The organism is Massilia sp. P2_C2 (assembly GCF_056404615.1).
In genome coordinates, this window is record NZ_JBFUDR010000012.1 from 20,563 (window position 1) to 42,604 (window position 22,042).

General features: G+C 67.3%; 16 protein-coding genes. 12 read left to right on the top strand and 4 right to left on the bottom strand.

Translation table 11 applies throughout. From position 1 onward, the window contains the following. Positions 1-443 precede the first annotated feature (443 nt). A complete protein-coding gene (locus AC1DYX_RS02830; protein ID WP_477256056.1) occupies positions 444-881 on the top strand; it encodes a T6SS immunity protein Tdi1 domain-containing protein in 438 nt (145 codons plus the stop codon). Positions 882-983: 102 nt separating this feature from the next. On the opposite strand, the gene AC1DYX_RS02835 is transcribed toward AC1DYX_RS02830, so the two are convergent. Then, complete coding sequence (locus AC1DYX_RS02835; protein ID WP_477256058.1) at positions 984-1,823, bottom strand: phytanoyl-CoA dioxygenase family protein; 840 nt, start codon at positions 1,821-1,823, stop codon at positions 984-986. A 142-nt stretch (positions 1,824-1,965) separates the two neighbouring features. Between AC1DYX_RS02835 and AC1DYX_RS02840 the strand changes: the two genes are divergently transcribed. Genes AC1DYX_RS02840 through urtE form a run of 6 tightly spaced genes read left to right on the top strand, consistent with a single transcriptional unit; the run spans position 1,966 to position 8,630 of the window. After that, positions 1,966-3,075 (top strand): porin, encoded by a 1,110-nt coding sequence (locus AC1DYX_RS02840; RefSeq protein WP_477256060.1) that lies wholly within the window; start codon positions 1,966-1,968, stop codon positions 3,073-3,075. Between the two features lie 25 nt (positions 3,076-3,100). Then, positions 3,101-4,357, top strand: coding sequence for an urea ABC transporter substrate-binding protein (gene urtA / locus AC1DYX_RS02845; RefSeq protein ID WP_477256062.1), 1,257 nt, complete (start codon positions 3,101-3,103; stop codon positions 4,355-4,357). Between the two features lie 58 nt (positions 4,358-4,415). Then, positions 4,416-6,023, top strand: coding sequence for an urea ABC transporter permease subunit UrtB (urtB, locus tag AC1DYX_RS02850; protein ID WP_477256064.1), 1,608 nt, complete (start codon positions 4,416-4,418; stop codon positions 6,021-6,023). Beyond that, positions 6,020-7,144 (top strand): urea ABC transporter permease subunit UrtC, encoded by a 1,125-nt coding sequence (urtC, locus tag AC1DYX_RS02855; RefSeq protein ID WP_477256066.1) that lies wholly within the window; start codon positions 6,020-6,022, stop codon positions 7,142-7,144. Before urtB ends, urtC begins: the two co-directional genes overlap by 4 nt. Beyond that, on the top strand, positions 7,141-7,929 hold the full coding sequence (urtD, locus tag AC1DYX_RS02860) for an urea ABC transporter ATP-binding protein UrtD (protein ID WP_477256068.1): 789 nt from the start codon (positions 7,141-7,143) through the stop codon (positions 7,927-7,929). The genes urtC and urtD overlap by 4 nt, the downstream gene beginning before the upstream one ends. 2 nt (positions 7,930-7,931) lie before the next feature. Beyond that, positions 7,932-8,630 (top strand): urea ABC transporter ATP-binding subunit UrtE, encoded by a 699-nt coding sequence (gene urtE, locus AC1DYX_RS02865; RefSeq protein ID WP_477256070.1) that lies wholly within the window; start codon positions 7,932-7,934, stop codon positions 8,628-8,630. 21 nt (positions 8,631-8,651) lie between these two features. Here the strand turns inward: urtE and AC1DYX_RS02870 are convergent, their stop codons facing one another. The 3 genes from AC1DYX_RS02870 to AC1DYX_RS02880 all read right to left on the bottom strand — a co-directional run bounded on the left by AC1DYX_RS02870 (position 8,652) and on the right by AC1DYX_RS02880 (position 14,121). After that, the gene (locus tag AC1DYX_RS02870; RefSeq protein ID WP_477256072.1) at positions 8,652-9,584 is read right to left on the bottom strand and encodes a response regulator; all 933 of its coding nucleotides are present in this window, start codon (positions 9,582-9,584) and stop codon (positions 8,652-8,654) included. Further along, complete coding sequence (locus tag AC1DYX_RS02875) at positions 9,581-12,991, bottom strand: hybrid sensor histidine kinase/response regulator (RefSeq protein WP_477256074.1); 3,411 nt, start codon at positions 12,989-12,991, stop codon at positions 9,581-9,583. The genes AC1DYX_RS02870 and AC1DYX_RS02875 overlap by 4 nt, the downstream gene beginning before the upstream one ends. Positions 12,992-13,077: 86 nt before the next feature. Then, positions 13,078-14,121, bottom strand: a complete 1,044-nt coding sequence (locus AC1DYX_RS02880) for a M29 family metallopeptidase (protein ID WP_477256076.1) — start codon at positions 14,119-14,121, stop codon at positions 13,078-13,080. Between the two features lie 149 nt (positions 14,122-14,270). Here AC1DYX_RS02880 and AC1DYX_RS02885 point away from each other — a divergent pair, with 149 nt between their 5' ends. From AC1DYX_RS02885 to AC1DYX_RS02905, 5 genes are all read left to right on the top strand, one after another. Beyond that, complete coding sequence (locus tag AC1DYX_RS02885) at positions 14,271-14,813, top strand: DUF3828 domain-containing protein (protein ID WP_477256078.1); 543 nt, start codon at positions 14,271-14,273, stop codon at positions 14,811-14,813. A 208-nt stretch (positions 14,814-15,021) separates the two neighbouring features. After that, positions 15,022-16,518 carry a hypothetical protein gene (locus AC1DYX_RS02890; RefSeq protein WP_477256080.1) on the top strand — a complete coding sequence of 499 codons (1,497 nt, stop codon included), beginning with the start codon at positions 15,022-15,024 and terminating at the stop codon, positions 16,516-16,518. Beyond that, entirely contained in the window at positions 16,515-18,005 is a 1,491-nt protein-coding gene (locus tag AC1DYX_RS02895; protein WP_477256082.1) for a hypothetical protein, read from the top strand. Before AC1DYX_RS02890 ends, AC1DYX_RS02895 begins: the two co-directional genes overlap by 4 nt. An 18-nt stretch (positions 18,006-18,023) precedes the next feature. Further along, positions 18,024-18,509, top strand: a complete 486-nt coding sequence (locus tag AC1DYX_RS02900) for a hypothetical protein (protein WP_477256084.1) — start codon at positions 18,024-18,026, stop codon at positions 18,507-18,509. 24 nt (positions 18,510-18,533) lie between these two features. Beyond that, positions 18,534-22,042: tubulin-like doman-containing protein (locus AC1DYX_RS02905; protein ID WP_477256086.1), on the top strand; the 3,509-nt coding region annotated here is incomplete at its 3' end.

Below are 22,042 nucleotides of genomic sequence, written 5' to 3' on the forward strand. Positions count from 1 at the left end.
TGCATAGATGTTTGATAGACTGTGTCTAGCTGGAAATCGGATCGAGTCGTTGGGTGACAGCGGCGTGATTTCCGTTTTGATACCAGCGGAAGAGCACCTGACGACAGGAGGGCTTCATCATGCTACGGTGGCTTGCAAACTTGATTTCTCATCACGTTCCTACGCCCGAGAAACATGCAAAACGGTCGCTCAACGACCTGCGCATGGAGCTGTATCARTCCGAGCAACATYTGSTGGAAACGCARTTGCGTGCRGATTAYTACCGGGCTCRWATCGCTTTTCTGGAAGAAGTRACMARGAAGGGAATCGAGCAGGTATCTGACCAGCGCAAAGRTCAACAGGAAGCCTCTCAGGCACTGCGGCCGGGACTCAAGCTCACGGCAGCGCAATAGGTCCGGATCCGCAGCAGCAGACTGATGAATGCTTGAGCAAGAGAGCGAAACATGCGATTGATTGACGAAGTTCGAAGCGCTTGGGGATGGGTAGGCATCGAGCCAGCCGAGATTATCGATGACAATGACTTCGGCAACCTGATCTTGAAAGACATACACGGGCAATACTGGCGTCTGTGTCCAGAAGAACTTTGCTGTGAAGTCGTGGCAAGCAGTCGGGAAGAGCTCGATCGGTTGGCAAAGGACCAGGAATTCCTGCGTGACTGGTATATGCGTGCTTTGGTAGATCAGGCTTTTCAACGGCTTGGCGTGCTTGCTCCAGGGCGAAAGTACTGCTTTAGAATCCCCGGTGTACTCGGCGGTGAATACGGTGGGGATAACCTGGGGACGCTACCGTTCGACGAACTCATCAGTGCCTCCGGCCATATTGCCCAGCAAATTGCCGATCTTCCGGATGGGACGTCGATCAAGCTATCGGTTACTCGCTGACATCTGCTCGCCCGCTCCGAGAAGATCGGCAGTGGGTCGACAGTGGCCTTGGCTAACGGGTTACAACCGGCCGATGCCGTCCGGTTCGACACGCCAGGCGTCCTATTCGAATCCCCGCACCGGAAACCCAGCATCCCGCTGAATCCAGTTCCGTGCCGAATACACAGTCCGCGCATCCGTCACGTGCAGGGTGAACGCATGCCGCGACACGGCCGAGCGGTTCGGCGCGCTGTAGTGCGGCAGCAGCCCGTGAAAGCAGACGAGGTCACCCGCCTTGGCTTCGAGCGGCACGGCCGTGCTGTCGTCCGGCCACGGCGTGGTGTCCAGCCTTTCCATCGTAATGTGGTCGCCGTCGCGCAGGAAGCGTTCGCGCAGCGGGCCGCGGTGGCCGCCCGGTTCGACCCACAGGCAGCCGTTCTCGATGGTCGCGTCTTCCAGCGCGAACCAGAACGTCGTCACGCTGATCGGCGTGGAATCGAAGAACGTCGCGTCCTGGTGCCAGCGCACTTCGCCGCCGATGCCCGGCTGCTTGAAGATGTACATCGATTGCCAGACCTGCGGCTGCGCGAGGCCCAGGTCGCGCGCGACGGCCGCCAGTTTCGCATCGCGCGTAAAGGCCTCGAACACGGGGTCGAGGTCGTGCATGGCGTGGCCGATCTTGTTGATCGACAGGGCCTTGGGTTGCTTCAGCTGGCCGTCCGGGCCGAAGGCTTCCTCTTCGAAGAAGCAGCGGATCGTGTTGTCCGAGCCGAGGAACCACGCGTCGCTGGCTCTCACCTGGTCGCGCGTCGTGAAGATGGCGCGCGATTCCGAAGGGTCGAACGCGTCCACGATCTCGCCCGCGCGGGCACGCAGGCGCGTGATCTCGTCCGGTGACTTGAAGCCGGGGATGACGATGTAGCCGTCGCGCTGGTACTGGTCGCGCTGTGCGGTGGTGAGCATGGTGTCCTTTCTAAAGTCTTATATACATCTTACGGCATGCGCGCGGCGTGCCGCAAACGCCACTACGTCACCTGACGTATGTTCTAGCCGGCTCCCTCTGGCGATCATGTCCCTACGACAACCACCCATGGAGAACACAAGAATGGCGTCACTAGGGAACAAGGCAGCACTGCTGGCACTGATCGGGATCGCGGGGGGCCTCTCCGCACTGGACGCACGGGCGGGAGCCACCGTGAACATCGGCCCGGACCAGTCGGTCAGCGTCGGCTTCGGCATGCGCACCAGCTATTCGAGCGTGGAACATGGCGCGCCGGACGGCTCGCATTCGAGCGACTTCAACCTCGACAGCGCCCGCATCTACCTGGGCGCATCGCTGAACCAGCAGATCAAGGGCATGTTCAGCACCGAGTGGGACGGCGACAAGGTCCGCGTGCTGGATGCCGCCGGCCAGTTCGCGTTTTCGCCCGAACTGAACGTGTGGGCCGGACGCCTGCTGTCGCCGAGCGACCGCGCCAACATGGCCGGCCCGTATTACTCGCTGGGCGGCGGCTACTGGGCCGGCGTGGCATCGCGCTACGGCTACAACGGCGGCATCTTCCGCGGCCGTGACGATGGCGCCGTCGTGTGGGGCAATCTGCTGGACGGGAAGCTGGGTTATTCGGTCGGCGCGTTCGAGGGCCACACGTTCGGCATCGGTTCGCTCACGCAGAACGAGGCGAAGGCCGCCGGCATCAAGGCGTCCGACAGCCTGATGTATGCGGGCCGCCTGCAATACGACTTCTGGGATGCGGAGCCGGGCTACTACGGCACCGGTAACTACCTGGGCACGAAGGACATCCTCGCCATCGGCCTCGCCGTGCGTGCGCAGAAGGATGGCGTGTTGACGCCGGCCGCCGTGGGCAACTACCGCTCGTGGAACGTCGACTTCCTGCTCGAGAAGCGCCTCGCGGGCGCCGGTGCGGTGTCGCTGGAAGCGGCCTGGTACGACTACGACACGGACAACATCGTCAAGTCGGAGCAGGGCAAGGCGTGGCTGGCGGGTGTCGGCTACATCGTCAACAGCCTGCAGCCGTACGTGCGCTACCAGAAGTTCTCGGCCGATACCGGCATCGACACCCGCCAGGGCGACGTCGGCGTCAACTACATCCTGTCCGGCTACAACGCCCAGCTGGGCGCGCAGTATTCGCGCACCAAGGTCACGAACGTGCCCGACCAGTCGAAATTCGCCGTCACCCTGCAGCTCCAGTACTGATCAATCCATCATTCGCGAGGCAATCATGACCAACCGCCGCAACTTCATTTCCTCCCTCACCCGCGTCGCCGCCGGCGTCGCCCTGCTGGCGAGCGGCCTGTCCGCTCACGCCGCGGACACGATCAAGGTCGGCATCCTGCATTCGCTGTCCGGCACGATGGCGATTTCCGAGACGTCGCTGAAGGACGTCGCCCTGATGACCATCGACGAGATCAACGCCAAAGGCGGCGTCCTCGGCAAGAAGCTCGAGCCGGTCATCGTCGACCCAGCGTCGAACTGGCCGCTGTTCGCCGAAAAGGCGCGCCAGCTGATCGCCAACGACCACGTCGTCGCCATCTTCGGCTGCTGGACGTCGGTGTCGCGCAAGTCCGTGCTGCCCGTCGTGAAGGAACTGAACGGCCTGCTGTACTACCCGGTTCAGTACGAAGGCGAGGAACTCGAGAAGAACGTGTTCTACACGGGCGCCGCGCCGAACCAGCAGGCGATTCCCGCCGTCGAATACCTGATGAGCAAGGACGGCGGCGGCGCGAAGCGCTTCGTCCTGCTCGGCACCGACTACGTGTATCCGCGCACGACGAACAAGATCCTGCGCGCCTTCCTGCACAGCAAGGGCGTGAAGGACGAGGACATCAAGGAGCTGTACACGCCGTTCGGCCACGCCGACTACCAGACCATCGTCGCCGACATCAAGAAGTTCTCGGCCGGCGGCAAGACGGCCGTCATCTCCACGATCAATGGCGACTCCAACGTCCCGTTCTACAAGGAGCTGGGCAACGCGGGCCTGAAGGCGACCGACGTGCCGGTGGTGGCGTTCTCGGTCGGCGAGGAAGAGCTGCGCGGCGTCGACACGAAGCCGCTCGTCGGCCACCTGGCGGCCTGGAACTACTTCGAGTCCGTCAAGAACCCGACCAATGCCGACTTCGTGAAGAAGTGGAAGGCCTATGCCGCCGCCAAGCACCTGCCGAACGCCGCGACGGCCGTCACCAACGACCCGATGGAAGCGACCTATGTCGGCATCCACATGTGGGCGCAGGCCGTCGAGAAGGCCAAGTCGACCGATACCGACAAGGTGATCGCGGCGATGGGCGGCCAGAGCTACAAGGCGCCGTCCGGCTACACGCTCGTGATGGACCAGACCAACCACCACCTGCACAAGCCCGTGATGATCGGCGAGATCAAGGGCGACGGCCAGTTCTCCGTGGTCTGGAAGACCAAGGAGCCGATCCGCGCGCAGCCGTGGAGTCCTTTCATCAAGGGTAACGAAGGCAAGCAGAACCTGTAATCCCCGCACGCCGTCCCCGCGCGGGCGGGGGCGGCGCGTTTGAACGACTGGATACGCTATGAATTCCTTCCTCACACGCATCTTTGCCGCGTTGGCCCTGTGCCTGCCGCTGCATGTGCACGCCGCCATCGACCCGGTGCTGCTGCAGCCGCTGGCGGGCGACGATCCCGATGCCCGCGTCGACGCCGTCGCCCGCATTGCCGCCACGGGCAGTGCCGACGCGCGCCAGGTGCTGCAGGCCCTGCTCGACGACGAACTGGTCGCCACACAAGCCGGCCAGGTCCTGATCGTCCACGACGGCCAGGCCATCGATGCCGCCACCGGCAAGACGCTTGCCGTGCCCGACGGCGCGGACGGCATCGTCGTCAACAACCGCCYGCGCGGTGCCGTGCAGGCTGCGCTGTCCGGCCTCGCGCTGCTCGCGCCCGCGCGCGAGGCACGCCTGGCCGCCGTCCATGCGCTGCAGGCGCAGGATCCCGACCCGGCCCAGGCACCGCTGCTGCGCCAGGCTCTTGCCCACGAAACGGATGCGGATATCCGCACGCAGCTGGCCCGACTGGTCGCGCGCGCCGACCTGGGTGCGCCCGATCCGGCCCGCCGCCTGGCCGCCGTGACCGCACTGGCCGACAGCGGCGACGCGTCGCTGCGCCCGCAATTGCAGGCGATGCTGGCGCAGAACCCGGACGGCAGCTTTGCCGAGCCGGACGCCGCCCTGCGCGCCGCCGCCGGCACGGCGCTGCGTGCGATCGAGCTCCGCGGCACGCGCAACGAGGTGATCGGCAACCTGTTCTACGGCGTGTCGCTGGGCAGCGTGCTGCTGCTGGCGGCGCTGGGCCTGGCGATCACGTTCGGCCTGATGGGCATCATCAACATGGCGCACGGCGAGCTGCTGATGATCGGCGCGTACACGACCTACGTGTGCCAGTCGCTGTTCCGCCACTACCTGCCGGGCGCCGCCGACTGGTATCTCGCGGCCGCGCTACCGGCCGCATTCGTCGTCGCGTTCGCCGTCGGCGTCGTGCTGGAGCGCAGCGTGATCCGCTGGCTGTACGGGCGTCCGCTGGAGACGCTGCTCGCCACCTGGGGCATCAGCCTGATGCTGATGCAGGCCGTGCGCACCGTGTTCGGCGCGCAGAACGTCGAGGTGGCGAATCCGGCCTTCATGTCGGGCGGCGTCACCGTGCTCGGCTCGCTGGTCCTGCCGTACAACCGCATCGCGATCATCGTGTTCGCCGTGATCGTCGTGGCGGCCGTGTGGCTGGTGCTGAACAGGACGCGCCTCGGCCTGTTCGTGCGCGCCGTGATGCAGAACCGGCGCATGGCCGATTGCGTGGGCGTGCCCACGGGCCGCATCGACATGCTGACATTCGGCCTCGGCTCCGGCATCGCGGGTCTCGGCGGCGTGGCGCTGTCCCAGCTGGGCAACGTCGGGCCGGACCTCGGCCAGGCCTACATCGTCGATTCGTTCATGGTCGTCGTGCTGGGCGGCGTCGGCCAGCTGGCCGGCACGGTGCTCGGCGCGCTGGGCCTCGGCGAGATCAACAAATTCCTCGAACCGCTGGCGGGCGCCGTCATGGCCAAGATCTGCATCCTCGTCTTCATCATCGTCTTCATCCAGCGCCGGCCGCAGGGCCTGTTCGCGCTGAAGGGAAGGACCGTCGAATGAACCGCAATACTTCCTTGTTCTCCCGTCGCGCGTGGACCGTGCTGGCCGCGTGCACGCTGGTGGCGGCCCTGCTGCCCGTGCTGCACCTGGCGTTCCCGGACGGGCACCCGCTGCACGTCTCCGGCTATATGCTCGGCCTCGTCGGCAAGTTCATGTGCTATGCGCTGGCGGCGCTGGCGCTGGACCTCGTGTGGGGCTATACCGGCATCCTGTCGCTGGGCCACGGCCTGTTCTTCGCGCTCGGCGCCTACGCCCACGGCATGTACCTGATGCGCGCCATCGGCCGCGACGGCAGCTATGGCAGCGTGCTGCCCGACTTCATGGTCTTCCTCGACTGGAAGGACTATCCGTGGTACTGGGCGTTCACGGACCACTTCTGGTATTGCATGCTGCTCGTCGTGCTGGTGCCGGGCCTCGTCGCCTTCGTGTTCGGCTGGTTCGCGTTCCGCTCGCGCATCAAGGGCGTCTACTTTTCCATCATCACGCAGGCGCTGACGTATGCTGCCATGCTGCTGTTCTTCCGTAACGATACTGGCTTCGGCGGCAACAACGGTTTCACCGATTTCAAGCGCATCCTTGGCCATGCGATCACGGACCCCGGCACGCGCAGCGTGCTGTACCTCGCCACGCTGGCGCTGCTCGTGGGCGCGCTGCTGCTGTGCCGCTGGATCGTCCGTTCCAAGCTGGGCCGCGTGCTGCAGGGCGTGCGCGACGCGGAATCGCGCCTGATGTTCATCGGCTACGACCCGCTCGCGTTCAAGCTGTTCGTGTGGACGCTGTCCGCCGTGCTGTGCGCCATCGCCGGCGCGCTGTACGTGCCGCAGGTGGGCATCATCAATCCGTCCGAGATGTCGCCGGCGAACTCGATCGAGATGGTCGTGTGGGTCGCGATCGGCGGGCGCGGCACCCTGGTCGGCCCAATCGTCGGCGCGTTCGCCGTGAATGGTCTCAAGAGCTGGTTCACCGCGGCATTCCCGGACCTGTGGCTGTTCGCCCTGGGCTTGCTGTTCATCCTCGTCACGCTGTTCATGCGGCACGGGATCCTGGGCGTGCTGCCCGCCATCAAACGCCTGCTGCCGCGCCGCCGGGCGGCCGTGGCCACCAAGGAGGAAGCGGCATGAGCCTGGACATGAGTATCAAGGGCGACGGCGTCGACACCCGCCACGGCGCCATCCTGTACCTGGACGACGTCACCGTGTCGTTCGACGGTTTCCGCGCGCTGAACAAGCTCACGCTGGACATCTCGGTGGGCGAGCTGCGCTGCATCATCGGCCCGAACGGTGCCGGCAAGACGACGATGATGGATGTCATCACGGGCAAGACCCGGCCGACGACCGGCAGCGCGTTCTTCGGCCAGACGTTCGACCTGGCGAAGATGACGGAATACGAGATCGCCCACGCCGGCATCGGCCGCAAGTTCCAGCGCCCGACCGTGTTCGAACAGCACACGGTGTTCGAGAACCTGGAGCTGGCGATGAAGATGGACAAGCGCGTGCGCCCGACCTTGTTCGCGCGCCTGTCGTCCGAGCAGGAAGACCGCATCGCCGCGATCCTGCGTCTGATCCGCCTGAACGGCGAGGAAGACCGCGTGGCCGGCCTGCTGTCGCATGGCCAGAAGCAGTGGCTGGAGATCGGCATGCTGCTGATGCAGGAGCCGCAGCTGATCCTGCTGGACGAGCCGGTGGCCGGCATGTCCGACGCCGAGACGGCGCGCACGGCCGAGCTGTTGAACGAATTGCGCGGCAAGCACTCGATCATGGTCGTCGAGCACGACATGGGATTCGTCGCCGAGATCGCGCAGCAGGGCAAGGTCACCGTGCTGCACGAGGGCGCCGTGCTGGCCGAGGGCCGCATGGACGACGTGCAGGCCGACGACCGCGTCATCGAAGTCTATCTGGGGAGATAAGCATGCTGCAGGTCGAACACCTGAACCAGTACTACGGTTCGTCGCACACGCTGCGCGGCGTGTCGCTGGCGGTGGAAAAGGGCCAGTGCATGGCCCTGCTGGGCCGCAACGGCGTGGGCAAAACCACGCTGCTGAAATGCCTGATGGGCGTGCTGCCCGTCGCGCGCGGCACCGTCACGTGGGACGGCCGCGACATCACGCGCTACAAGCCGCACCGCCGCGCCGCGGCAGGCATCGCCTACGTGCCGCAGGGCCGCGACATCTTCGCCCGGCTGACGGTCGAAGAAAACCTCATGATGGGCATGGCGACGTTGTCGCGCCGGGAGGCGGCGCGCATCAGCGGCGAGGTCTACGAGCTGTTCCCCGTGCTGAGGGAGATGCTGGAGCGGCGCGGCGGCGATTTGTCGGGTGGCCAGCAACAGCAGCTCGCCATCGCACGCGCGCTGCTGCAGCGGCCGCGCCTGATCATCCTCGACGAGCCGACCGAGGGCATCCAGCCGTCGATCATCAAGGACATCGAACGCGTGATCCGGCTGCTGCGCGAGCGGGGCGATATCGGGATCCTGCTGTGCGAGCAGTATTTCGATTTCGCGCGGGCGCTGGCGGACAGGTTCGTCGTGCTGTCGCGCGGAGAGGTGGTGGCGAGCGGAAGTGCCGACGAGATGGATAGTGACCACGTGCGGCGGCACCTGGCCGTGTAGGGTGGGCACGGCGTGCCCACCCTACGTGGATTCCGATAAAGCTCCCCGCATGCGGTTGGTGGCCAGCGTCGCCGCCGCCGTCCGCGTCTCGACGCCGAGCTTCTCGAACACGTGCTCGAGGTGCTTGTTGACGGTACGCGGACTCATGCCGAGGATGTCGCCGATGTCGCGGTTCGTCTTGCCCTGGATGACCCAGTGCAGCACCTCCGATTCGCGCTGCGTCAGCCGGAACAGGGCCATCAGCGCCTGCACGCGCGCCGTGTCCGATTCCTCGCGCAGCACGATCATCCATTGTTCCGGCGAGCGCACGTCGGCCGCCGTGAAGATCAGCCGGGCCGCGCCGCGGATCACCGTCAGCGGCTGCGCGGTCCCCGCCGCCAGCCAGGCCGCCAGCTGGGGCGGCGTGTCGACGATGCAGTCGTCGTCCGCGCCGAAATAGCGCTGCATCCACTGGCGCGCGAGCGGCGTCTGCCAGACGATGCGGCCGTCGTGCGGCGTCATGGCCAGCACGGCGTTGCCGAACGCGTCGAGGGCACTGCGCGCCTGGTTCATCAGCCGCGCCGTCTGCAGGTGGGCGCCAATGCGCGCCAGCATCTCGCTCTGGCGCACGGGTTTCGTCACATAATCCGTGCCGCCGGCACCGAACGCGGCCACCACGTGCTCCGTCTCCGTCAGGCCCGTCATGAAGACGATGGGGATGGCGCGCGTGGCGATGTCGGCGCGCAGGCGGCGGCAGACCTCGAAGCCGTCCATGCCGGGCATGACGGCGTCGAGCAGGATCACGTCGGGCACGACCTGGCGCACGCGCGCGAGCGCCGCCGGGCCGTTGTTCGCGACGAGTACCGTGTAGCCGGATTCGTCCAGTGCGTCGTGCAGCACGGCGAGGTTTTCGGGGACGTCGTCCACGATCAGCACGACCGGACTGGCCTGGCGGTCGAAAGGTGTCGGGTTCATGGCGTTCCTTGTTCGAGGAAGGCCGCCATCGCTTCCAGGTCGAAGCGGGCGGCGAGTTTGCGCAGCGTGGCGGCGAAGGCCGCGTATTCCGGGCCCTGCGCGGCGATCGCGTCGAGCTGGCGGTTGACGCCGCGTACATAGCCCAGCGCGACCTGTTCGCGCAGGGCGTCCAGCTGGGCGGCGGGCGGGAAGCACAGCGCGGGGGCCTCCGCCACCGCGGGCGCGTGCTGCGAGATCCAGTCGAGGCGGAGGCGTATGCCGATCCGCTCCAGCAGCTCGCCTACGTTGACGGGCTTGACGATGAAATCTTCGGCGGCGATGCCGGCCGGGTTTTCCAGTCCTTTGTCATAGGCGTTCGCCGAGACGATCAGGATCGGTACGTCGCATTGCCGTTCGCGGCGCAGGATGCGGCTCGCTTCCCAGCCGTCCATCACGGGCATCGCGAGGTCCATCAGGATCAGGTCGGGATCGAAGCGTTCCCAGGCGGCGAGACAGTCCGCGCCCGTCTCGGCCTGCACGGTCTCGAAGCCGAGCGGCGCGAGGATGTTCACGAGCAGTTCGCGGTCGTTGCGTTCGTTGTCGACGACGAGGATGCGGCGGCGCGGCCCCGCATAGCCGGCCGGCGCGAATGCCGGCGCGGCGGGCGTGCGCGCGGGCGCGTGCACGCGCGGCAGTTGCAGGCGTACCGTGAACGTGCTGCCGGCGCCCGGCGCCGTATCGACCGTCAGCTGGCCGCCCATCAGCTGCACGAGCATGCGGCTGATGGGCAGGCCGAGGCCCGTCCCGGCCACGCCCACGGCCGCGCCGGCACTGCCGCGCGTGAACGGTTCGAAGATTTTCTCGACCTCGTCGGGCAGGATGCCGGGGCCGCTGTCCTGCACGTCGAACACCACCATCTCGCGCGCGTAGCGCACGCGGAACACGACCTCGCCGCGCGCCGTGAACTTGACGGCGTTGCCGAGGATGTTCATCAGGATCTGGCCGAGCCGCTTGCGGTCGGCGCGTACGAGGTCCGGCAGCGTGCCCTGGATCTCGTAGCGGAACGTCAGGCCCTTGTCCAGCGCCTGCTGCTCGAACATGCGCACGATCTGGCCGAGGAAGTCGGGGAAGGCGAGCGTGCGGATGTCGAAGCTGAACTTGCCGCCCTCGATGCGCGCGATGTCGAGCGAGCCCTCGATCAGCGACAGCAGGTGTTCGCCGCTGCCGCGGATCACGCGGATCGCCTGCCGGCGCGGCTCGGGGATCGTCGCGTCGTTGTCGAGCAGTTGCGCGTAACCGAGGATGCTGTTCAGCGGCGTGCGGATCTCGTGGCTGATCGCGGCGATGTAGCGGCTCTTGGCCTGGTTCGCCTGGTCGGCCTGGCGCTTGGCCTGCTGCAGCTGGGCGTCGGTGCGGCCGTGCAGTTCGATCTCGCGCTGCAGGAGACTCGTCTGGCGGTTCGATTCTTCCTGCGCCACGCGCCGGCTCTCGCCCGTCAGCACGAGCCACCACGCGACGATGCCGCTGGCCAGCGCCAGCGCGCCGAACGTCTTCACGAACGCGAGGCGCAGCGCTTCCAGCATCGCGGCGCTGGCCGCCGGCCCGAGGGCGGCGCGCTCGTGCACGTACAGCAGCGCGAGCAGGCCACCGAGGAACGACAAGGTCGCCAGCATCAGGAGCAGGTAGTGGCCCAGGCGGCTCGACATGTACGGCCAGACGGATGCCGGCAGCAGGGCCCGCGCCGCTGTCTCCCACTGGCGCGCGACGCGCGCATGCGGCTTGCAGGCATCGTCGCAGCGGGCGTCCAGGCAGCAGCACAGCGAGCAGATCGGTCCCTGGTAGGCGGGACAGTGGGCCATGTCGTCGGTTTCGTATTCCTTCTCGCAGATGCAGCAGGTCTGCGTGCGCGCCGAAGCCGGCCAGTCCGCCACCGGACGGGCGAGGTAGTAGCGGCCGCGCGTGGCCCAGGCGATCAGCGGCGCGGCCAGCAGCGCCGTCGCCAGCGCGATGAAGGCGGAAAACGCCTGGGCGCGCGCGCCGAACAGGCCGGCGAACGCGGCGATCGACAACGTGGACGCCAGCAGCATGGCGCCGACGCCCACCGGGTTGATGTCGTACAGGTAGGCGCGGCGGAATTCGATGCCCTTGGGCGAGAGGCCCAGCGGCTTGTTGATCACGAGGTCGGCGACGACGGCCGTGATCCACGAGATGGCGACGTTCGAATACAGGCCGAGCACCTGTTCCAGCGCGTGGAACACGTCCAGCTCCATCAGCAGCACGGCGATCAGCGCATTGAACACGGCCCACACGACGCGCCCCGGATGGCTGTGCGTGAGGCGGGCGAAGAAATTCGACCACGCGAGCGAGCCGGCATACGCGTTCGTCATGTTGATCTTGACCTGCGAGATGATGACGAACAGTGCCGTCGCCAGCACGGCCAGGTTGCCGGCGCCGAACACCTGGCGGAAGCCGGCGAGGTACATCTGGTTCGGATTGACGGCCTGCGCGAGCGAGGCGCCGCCTTCGATCGCCAGCAGCGCGAGCAGCGCGCCGCCCAGCATCTTGGCGCTGCCGAGCAGGATCCAGCCCGGGCCGGCGGCCAGCACGCCGAGGTGCCAGCGCACGCGGTTCTCCCGCGTCTTCTCGGGCATGAAGCGCAGGAAGTCGACCTGCTCGCCGATCTGCGTGATCAGGGCGACGCCGACCGCGGTGGCGGCGCCGAACTGCAGGGTGTCGAAGCCGGATGCGCCACTCCGGCCAGCCTGGCCGCCGAAGTGTCCCAGCTGCGCGATCAGTTCCGGCTGTTTGATGGCGATGGCGAAAAAGGGCAGGGCGAGCAGTACGAGCCACACGGGCTGCGTGAGCATCTGGATGCGGCTGACGAGCGTCACGCCATGCGTCACGAGCGGGATCACGACGAGCGCGCTGACCAGGTAGCCGAGGTACAGTGGCAGGCCGAAATACAGTTCGAGCGCATAAGCCATGATCGCGGCTTCCAGCGCGAACAGGATGAAGGTGAACGACGCGTAGACGAACGAGGAGATCGTCGAGCCGATGTAGCCGAAGCCGGCGCCGCGCGTGAGCAGGTCCATGTCGACGCCGTGGTGGGCGGCGTAGTAGCTGATCGGCAGTCCGGTGATGAAGATGATCAGGCCGATGGCGACGATGGCCCAGAACGCGTTCTCGAAACCGTAGTTGACGGCGATGGTGCCGCCGATCGCTTCCAGCACGAGGAAGGAGATGGCGCCGAATGCCGTGTTGGCGACGCGGAACACGGACCATTTGCGGAACGCGCGCGGCGTGAAGCGTAGCGCATAATCCTCGATCGTCTCGTCGGCGACCCAGGTGTTGTAGTCGCGCCGGATCTTGACGATGCGGAGCGGCGCTTCCGGATCGCGCGCGGTGGAGTGAAAGGTGGGCGTGGACATGTTTTTGGCAACGAGATGACGCCATTCGGCGCCGGTTTTATGCCAAAAACGCAAGCAAGATCCAGGCCAGCGGGGCCCGGAAACGCTTATGCGCGCACGGTCCAGGCGCCGTCCGCGTAGACGCGTTCATCGTCCAGGTACACGGTATCGGTCACGACGAACACGTCGATGTGGTAGCGCGCGTCCTTGCGCTTGAAGCCCGGCTTCGCATACACGCCGTGCTTGGCCCCCAGCGACAGGTGGATGCCGCACATGCGTTCGTAGGTGCCGATGTCGTCCACCCGGCGCTCGCGTGTAAAAGCGCGGTTCATGCCGAAGCCCAGTTCGCGCACCCACACCTCGCCCTCGTCGCGGCGGATGATGTCGAGGACTTCCTGGAACGCCGGGGTGACGTTTTCCGCGCCGACGACTCTTCCACGCTCGATCAGCAGGGTGATGGGAGAGTCCGGGCGGTTGACGCGGTACGACGTGTCGCCGAACACGTGCACCTGGGCGCGGCCGCTGACGGCTTCCAGGTCCACGCTTTCCGTGAACACTTCCCCGATCGGGAACTGGCCGCCCACGTTGTTCATCGCGCTGTAGTCGCCCACGTTCAGCTTGGCGGACTCGAACGGCGCATCGAACACGAGGACGTCGCCGCCGCTGCCGCCGTGTACCTCGGCGCGGCGGGCGCGGTCGATGCGGGTCTTCAGGCCATGGCCCACGCCGCGGAAATAGGCCGGGTCGTAGGCCAGCGCCTCGATGTAGTGTTCGCCCTGCGCGCCCGGCATGCGCGACAGGTGCACGTGCTCGATCACTTTCAGGCCCAGCTTGAAGAGTTCCACGCGCAGGCGAAAGCCGTCCAGGCGGAAGTTCGTCGACTGCACGAGCACGACGAGGTCTTGCGGCGCCAGCGTGCGGAATTTCGCGAGCACGGCGTCCGGCGTGACGCCGTCGAAGTCGATGAAGTCAGCCGCCGGCAGGTTGCGGCGGTATGCCTCGACGAGGGCACGGGCCAGCGCCGTGTGGGTGTCGTAGACGACCAGTGCGCGCCGCCCGGGCGTGTGTTCGAGCGCGAACGCGAGCACGTCGCGCAGGTGCGCGGTGGCGGCGGCTATGGAGGCGGCGGGCAGGGAATCGGCAGGCGTCATGGCGTCAACGGACAGGGCAAACAACCCAGCATTATATGACACCACTGCGGACACCACTGCGGACACCACTGCGGATGCCACCGCGCTTGCGGCAGCGCAGGGACCACCCGGCCGGTATGCTGCACAGTCTGGTTGACGGGAGTGCCATCATGTTGATTCGAAAAGGAAATTTTCTAAAACGTAACCCGGCGAGCTTGCTGCTGGCGGCGGTGCTGGTCGGCCTCGCCGGACCGGTCTCCGCGGCGGCGGCCGCCGCGTCGACGGCGGCGGCGGTCCGCGCACCGGAGGCCGTCGCCGCGGAATTCTATTGCTGGTACCTGGCGACGCTGGACGCCGACCAGGATCCGCTCAGCGACCGTTACGAACGTTWCAACGCCWATGTCGCGAAGCCCCTCGTCGAYCAGTTGCTGAAACGGCTGCAGCAGGTGAGCGCGGGTCCGCAGCCGCCCGCCGATTACTTCCTGCAATCGGCGCGCATCCAGGGCGCGTGGCTGCATGGCCGCGTGCGGGCCGTCACCTTGCGCCGCGAGGCGCGCAGTGCCGACGTCCTCGTCACGCTCGACGGCGATGGCGACGCGAAGCACGAGCTGGTGCTGGCCATGGTGCTGGACAGCGGCACGTGGAAGATCCGCCACGTGAACCGCGCGGCATTGGACGCCGCCGAAAGTTCCGCTGGCCAGCCCATCATTTGATCCCTGAAGCACATCCACGCGCTACTCCGTGAACAGGGCGCCATGGGCTTGATCCCGGCGCTATGATTCCAAAACGATAACGGCCCCGAGTTTAAGAGCCTATCTTGGTAGGCGCGAACTGGTAGGGTGGGCACGGGGTGCCCACCCTACTGGGATAGGCTTCAAGCGGCCCGCAATCGTTTTTTGACGAATCGACGGTGGAGCGTGCATGGCATACCGATGGGAAACGCCGACCAGCGTCTGGCTGGAGGATGAGCGCAGCGGCCAATTCGAACTGGCGTCCAGCGAAGGACTGGGCCGGATCGACTGGCAGGCGCACGCGCGCGGCCGCCTGGACGATTGCGCGCACCTGCTCGGAGCCTCGCTGCCGCAGTCCTGCGACCACGCCGCCATCTACCCCGAGGGATTTGCCTTCTGTCCAGCGTGCGGCCGGCCGCTGCAACGCCTGGGCGCCAATCAGCAGGGCCGGCCCGACTGGTGGGGTGCTTATGCGGATGCGCTGCTGCCCCGGCATGTGCCGCACGGCCTGCCGGTGACGTCGCTGGCGCTGGGCGACAGCCTCGAAGAGCGTCCGCCCGCACCGGAAGTCGGCCGTTTCGACGTCGCCATGCCGCCGCCCCCGAATGCGCACTGCGTGTTCGCAGCGTCCACCTACGGCTTTCCCGAACAGCGCCTGCTCGCGCTGGCGCCGGGACGCGGGGTGCTGCAGTACTGGGATCCGCTGGCCGAGGTCTGGCACGTGATGCTGCCGGAAGAGGGCGCGGCCGACCTCGCGTTCGGCGCGTCCGACTACGGCTGGCTGCCGCTGTCCCTGCTGCAGGTGCCGGCGCGCCGTGGCGACGTGGCGCTCGTGCCCACGGCGCGTGGCCTGTACCGGCTGGCCATCAATCCGATCAGCGAGACGTGCGGCACGCAAACCGTACTGGCCGCGCCGGTCGTCGCGGCGCCCGGGCTGATGCGGCGCCAGCTCGGCGTCCTCGTGCGCAATCCGGGCGGCACGCTCGGGCTGTGCGTCCTCGGTACCGACCTGTCCCCGGGGCCGCAATTCGATTGCGGCGCGTTGCCGTTGTCCGGCTGGACCCGGCCCATCGGTTATGACGGCCAGTTGTTCTGGCTGCACGGCGAGGGCCAGCTCGTGTGGCGGCCGGGAGAACCGCCGCGCTGGCTCGCGTGGCCGGACACGTGGCTGCCCAGCCTCGACCTCGGCGGCCCCACCTTGAGCCGCGACGGCCGCATGTGGCTGATCGGGCACGATGGTCAATCGTATGCATTCCTCGAACTCGGGGTGGAGCGGCCGCAGCGGGAGGCGATCGACGGCGCGCGCCTCGGTTTCGCGAACCTGTTGTTCCGGCGCGGCCATCCGGTCGTCGACGAGCCGTGGTCCGGCGAGCACGTCGAGGACCAGCACGAGGACGATTCCCTCGTCCTGCCCTTGCTGCGCAGCTTTAACAATAACCGCAGCCAGCCGAGCGGCCTGGTACTGCGCTTCCACAAATACACCGGCCGCGCCGAGGAGGCGCTGGCCAACCGCGTGATCATCCGCACCACGGTGGAGTGGATCGGCCGGCGCAACGTGATCCTGGACGAAGTGGCGCGCTTGTCGCGTCCGCTCGAATGCGTGCCCTTCGTCTACGCCAACCGCCTGTGGCTGCACCACCCAGACTGGAACCGGATCCGCGGCTGGAATTTGGACGCGCTGACGTGAGGGTCGCACGCTTCCTCGCCACGATGCTCGGCCTGTGCGCGCTGCCCGGCATGGCGCCCGCCTGGGCCGTGCCGCAGGTGCTGCTCGTGCAGAACTCGGGCTGGATGGAGCCGTTCTACAGCGACCCGCGTTCGCAATTCAAGCCACTCGTGGCGGCCCTCGCCGGCAGCATCACGCAGCCGGGCGACGCCTTCGTGCTGGCCGCCTTCAACCAGTCGCTGCCCGGCGCGCCGTCGCCGCGCGCGCTGCTGTCCGAACAGGTGACGAATGCCACGTCCACGCACGTGCTGGCCGCCCTCGCCGGATTGCAAACGGCGCACAAGCCCGGCGGTACGGCGCTGGCCGACACCGACCTGGGGGAAGCCGTGGAGACGACGGTGAGCCGCGTGCTGGACGGGAAGGGCGGCCTCGTCTGGCTCGTGACGAACAACCGCAACAGCCCGAACAACGACCAGGCGACCGCGCAGCGCAACCGCGAATTCTATGCGCTGATCCACCGCGGTACCGCCATCAGGAAGGCGCTCGCGTTCCCGCTGCGCATGCCGGTCCAGGGCGAGCACTACCGCGCCAACGGCTTGATGGTCTACGTGTTCGCCGTCGGGCAGGACGGCGCGCGCGCCCTCGACGCGCTGCTGGCGGCGGGGCGCGTGCAGCGCGTGATCACGGAACCGCCCGCGCGCCTGAAACCGCTGGACCGCGACACGGTGCGCCTCGTGCCGCGCAAGGTGGAGAACGCGCCCGGCGTCGAGTTCTCGATGGATGCGGCTGGCCGCCTGCGCGCCGACGTGGCGCCCGACGCGCGCTCGCCCAGCGCGACGATCCTTTGGCAGCTGGAAAACACGATTTATCCATACACCATCGCGGGCGCTGCCATCTCCGCGCGTTCCATGCTCGGCGGCGAGAACCGGCCGATCGCGCTGCGCAACAACACGGTATCGCGGCTGGCGCCGGGCCACGCGGAACCGCTGGCGTCGACGTTGCAGCTACCCGTCGCGCAGCTGCCCGGCAAATGGTCGATGGAAGCGTTGAAATCGGCCGGCTCCGCGTACGTGCTGCCGGGCCGCATCGAGCTGTACCTGCAGGGCCAGCGGCTGGAGTTGTCGCAGGCGTTCCGCGCGCGCATGGCCGACCTGTTCCCGGGCGACCCGCTGCCGGACATCTTCACGCCGCCGGCCGACATCCAGGCGTCGACGGCCGTGCTGCCCGTCGAGGTGCACGTGCACTACGGCGCCGGCCCGCTCGTCGCGCTGCTGGCCGGCGGCCTGGCGCTGCTGGCGGCCGGCGCGGGCGCCGCGTATGCGTACGGCCGGCCGCGCCGGGTGCAGCTCGTGGTGGAAGACGAAGTGCGCACCGTGCACACGCGCGCGGGCGCCGTGCAACCGATCTACGACAAGGCGGGCAACGAGGTCGCYCGCCTGAAGACAACCTTGTTCGGCCACCAGCTGCTCGACCTGCGCGAAGGCGCGCAGGTGCGGCTCGGCCGATGACCCTATCGAGGACACCATATGCAGAACGCCCAGACCAAGCCTCACCCGCCGGCCGTACCCGATACGGCCGGCACCGATCCCGGCTTCAAGCTGCCCGGCCAGGCCGCCAACACGCCGCAGGAAGGGATGCCGAAGACGACGCCCGACACCGCGACGCAGCCCGTCGAGATCGCGCCCGGCGGCGCCACCAACACGAGCGCGGCGCCGCTGCGCGACACGGCCGGGCGCGACCTGGCGATCGGCGCGGTCGTCTTCGCCGTGCTGCTCGTGATTTACTTCTTTGTCCGTAACGCCTACGTACACCACCTCGTCGTCAAGCGGGTGGCGCCGTCGTCGGCCGGCAGCGCCGGGTGGCTGCTGTTCGTCGGCATGGGCTTTTTGTCCGCCGCCGTCGTGCTGGCCATCGTCAACGCGAGCCGCTACCTGACGCCCGCCATCACCGGACCGCTGGTCGTCGTCGGCGTCGTCACGCTGGTGGCGGCCTTCTTCGTCGGCCGTCGCTGACGTCACGCTTTCAAAGAGAACACCATGGCAGATTTTCCCGATCCCGCATCGCTCGGCAATAAAGCGGAGCTCAAAGTCGACCTGCGGCCCACGCTGTTCATCGGCGCCGGCGGCACCGGCATGGAAGTCATGATGCGCATCCGCCGGCGCATCCTCGCGGCCGTGTGGAACCGCCGGCATCCGACCCGCGTCGAATCCATCGCCGACTTCCCCGTCGCGCGGTTCCTGCACTTCGACCTGGACGCCAACGCCGTCATCGACGAGGGCAAGTCGCAGCGCACGGACCCGTGGTACGAACTGGTGAAGCTCGCCGATGAGGAACGCCTCGTCGAACCGCTCGACCTGCCGCAATACCACGAGTCGGACGACAGCCTCGCGCGCTTCCCGCTGATCGAGAACTGGATGCCGCTGCGCCCGAAGAAACTGCGCTCGCTGGGCATCGATCCGTCGAAGGGCGCCGGCCAGATCCGCGCGCTGGCGCGGCTGTATTTGTTCGACAAATATCCCAAGCTGCGTGGCCGCATCAAGGGCGCGCTGAATTTCCTGAGCAGTAATGCGGGCATCGAGCGCAAGGAGAATTACCAGCGCCTCGGGCTGCAGGTCGATACCTCGAAATTCCGCATCGTCGTGATCGCGTCGAACGCGGGCGGCACGGGCGCGGGCAGCGCCATCGACCTGGGCTGGATCGCCAAGGCCGTCGCGCGCCAGGAAGTGTCGGACAGCCAGGTCGACCTCGTGATGTTCCTGCCGTCCGGCTATGCGAAGGCCAACAAGGAACGCACGGAGGCGAACGCCTACGCCACGTTGATGGAGCTGGAGACGAGCATGCGCGACATGAACGCGCGCGTGCAATGGATGGAGCCGGACAGTATCGTCGGCCGCGGCACGCCATTCGACGACGTCTACTTCGTCGACACCGCGAACCTCGCGAACAAGGCCACGCAGGACGTCAAGGATGTGTACCAGATGGTCGCCGACACGCTGTTCGAGGATTTCGCGTCGGCCGATTTCGCCAACCGCAAGCGCTCCGTCGCCGTCAACCAGCAGCAGCACAAGCTCGGGCCGTACAACCCGCGCGTGCCGGAGCAGCGCTTCGGCGACATGCGCCTGTCCTACTCCAAGGTCTATTCCGCGTTCGGCCAGGCCGTGCTCGACACGCAGCAAAGCCTGCGCGAAGACATCCGCGCGTATGAACTGGCGGCGCTGATGGTGAAGGCGTTCTTCGGCCTCGTCGCCAGCGACGGCACGGCGGCACGGCGCGCGACGGACCAGGAACGCGACGCCTTCATGCGCGACCAGATGGGCATGGCCGAGCACCCGTTCATGGAATTCCCCGACTTCCGCAAGGGCACCGTCGACGTCACGCCGTTCCAGGAATATGCGCTGACGGACATGCTCCTGCTCGACAAGGACCAGCGCTCGCTGCTGGAGCGCGTGGAGAGCAAGGTGCAGCTGGAGATGGACCGCATCATGGCCTCGTACGACCTGAAACTCTGGCGTGAACAGGTCGCCCTGCTGCTGCCCAACCTGGAGCGCGACGCCATCCGCGAAGCCGGTGCGACGGCCGAGACGAGCGAGGACCGCATCAAGCGGCACACCGGTGAACTGCTCGCGCAACTGCGCCTGAACGTGCGCGGCCGGCTGTACATGCTGCTGGACGACCGCAAGCAGGGCGGCCTCGAATTCGTACTGTCGCTGCTGGAACAGGTGAAGGCACGGCTGGCGCAGCGCGACCTGGCCAATGTCCAGCGCAACGGCAAGCGCTACCGCGACGTGCGCGACGCGCTGCGCACGCGCCAGGTCGAGGAGTCGCTGAACAACCTGACGCAGGCCGCCGGCCGGCTGTTCGGCAAGGATGCACAAGCTCGGGAAATCATGAATCACCTCAAGCGCGATATCGCCGACTACCTGCGCTTCCACCTGCTCGCCGTTGCCGCGGGGCAGGCCATCGAGGTGATGCAAACCCTGTCGTCCTGGCTGGGCGAGCCGCAGGCACCGGACGAACACGGGCAAGTGCGCTGGAGCGGCGTGGCCGGCGAATTCCAGGAAGGACGGCGCAACGTCGGCGCGATGCTGGCCGCCGTCGACCAGCGCATCGACCAACTGCGCGCCGACGCGCGCCAGGAACACGCCACCTACATCAAGCTCGCGAGCGACGTGTTGCCGGAACCCGTGCGCCTGACGGGCGACGTGAGCGCATGGAGCGAGGAAGTGCTGCAGGAATTCGGCGGCTCCGCGCGCCTGTTCCCGCAACTGGGCGACGAGAGACTGCGCGCCGACCTGTTGCTGAAACTGTTCCGGCGCGCGCAATTGCAGCTGTCCGGCGAACAGGCCGGCACCGAGTTGCCCGATCCGCTGCTCGAACGCCTCGGCGCGCTGTCGCCGCAGGAACGTCACCGCATCTTTTCCGAATGGATCAAGAGCGCCATGCCGTGGATTAACGCGCGCTTCTCGGCCGAGTTCACGCCCAGCGCCGACCAGTTCAAGTGCTTCATCGGCGTCGGCGACCCGGCCGCGTGGCGCCGGCTGGAACCGGAGATCCGCGCCGCCGTGCCAACCGGCTTCTTCCACGGCGACCTCGTGTCCGTCGTGAACACGGGCGTGCCGGGACGGGCTGTCTGCTACATCGAGCTGTCCGGCTATCCGATGACGGTGCTGCGCGGCCTGCCCACGTGGCGCGCCAGCTACCAGATCGAGAACCCGAAGATCCCCACGCACCTGCACTTCGATTCGACGCGCTTCCGCCATCCGATCTCGCCATCGATGGACGAACTGAATCGCCTGGCCGACGACTACGAATTCTTCCTCGCCGCGATCGCGTTGGGCGTGCTGCGCCGCAAGCAGGACGCGGGCGACCGCGAGGCCGCATTCCAGCCGCGCGGGCAATACCTGTTCGAGGTCGAGCCGGGATCGGGCGAATGGCTCCAGATCGGCAACGAGTACGCGATCCGCTCGAACGGCCTGCCCCCATACTACCGCGAGCAGGTGATCGAGGCGACACGCCGGCGCATGGCGACGATGGGACCGCACCAGCTGGCGTTGCTGGCCGCGCTGATGCGCCACTACCAGCTGCGCGTGTACGAGCCGAAGCTGGAGGTGGACGAGACGGGCGCCCAGCTGCCGTCGCCATCGCTGCCCTACATCACGGCGCGGCGCCTGTACGAGCAGTGGATGCGGCGTGCCGTTTCGCTCGATCCACAGCTGTCGCCGGCGCAGGTGGAAGTGGCGCTGACGCAGCTGGACACGTGGACGGAGCCCGTGCCCGACTCGGCGTCCGACGCGTATGCGTGGGAGGTGGAGCGGCCTGCCGAGAAGCGCGTGATCCGTCCAGAATTCCTCGGTGCCGATGCACGCGCGGCGCAGGTGCTGGAGCGGCGCGCAGCCGCACCTGTCATGCCGTCCGCGCAGTTCGCGGCAGCTGCGCCCACCGTCGTCGCGCCGACGCCCGGTGCGCCGGATGCCGTGCCCGGCCCGAGCCTGGGCCCGTCCGCGTACGTGGTCGGCGCCACGTCCATCGCCCCGCGTTACAAGGT

Bases quoted from the DNA above. Each gene is read 5' to 3' on its own strand.
- AC1DYX_RS02830 (WP_477256056.1), top strand. From the start codon at position 444: ATGCGATTGATTGACGAAGTTCGAAGCGCTTGGGGATGGGTAGGCATC.
- AC1DYX_RS02835 (WP_477256058.1), bottom strand. From the start codon at position 1,823: ATGCTCACCACCGCACAGCGCGACCAGTACCAGCGCGACGGCTACATC.
- AC1DYX_RS02840 (WP_477256060.1), top strand. From the start codon at position 1,966: ATGGCGTCACTAGGGAACAAGGCAGCACTGCTGGCACTGATCGGGATC.
- urtA (WP_477256062.1), top strand. From the start codon at position 3,101: ATGACCAACCGCCGCAACTTCATTTCCTCCCTCACCCGCGTCGCCGCC.
- urtC (WP_477256066.1), top strand. From the start codon at position 6,020: ATGAACCGCAATACTTCCTTGTTCTCCCGTCGCGCGTGGACCGTGCTG.
- urtD (WP_477256068.1), top strand. From the start codon at position 7,141: ATGAGCCTGGACATGAGTATCAAGGGCGACGGCGTCGACACCCGCCAC.
- urtE (WP_477256070.1), top strand. From the start codon at position 7,932: ATGCTGCAGGTCGAACACCTGAACCAGTACTACGGTTCGTCGCACACG.
- AC1DYX_RS02870 (WP_477256072.1), bottom strand. From the start codon at position 9,584: ATGAACCCGACACCTTTCGACCGCCAGGCCAGTCCGGTCGTGCTGATC.
- AC1DYX_RS02875 (WP_477256074.1), bottom strand. From the start codon at position 12,991: ATGTCCACGCCCACCTTTCACTCCACCGCGCGCGATCCGGAAGCGCCG.
- AC1DYX_RS02880 (WP_477256076.1), bottom strand. From the start codon at position 14,121: ATGACGCCTGCCGATTCCCTGCCCGCCGCCTCCATAGCCGCCGCCACC.
- AC1DYX_RS02890 (WP_477256080.1), top strand. From the start codon at position 15,022: ATGGCATACCGATGGGAAACGCCGACCAGCGTCTGGCTGGAGGATGAG.
- AC1DYX_RS02900 (WP_477256084.1), top strand. From the start codon at position 18,024: ATGCAGAACGCCCAGACCAAGCCTCACCCGCCGGCCGTACCCGATACG.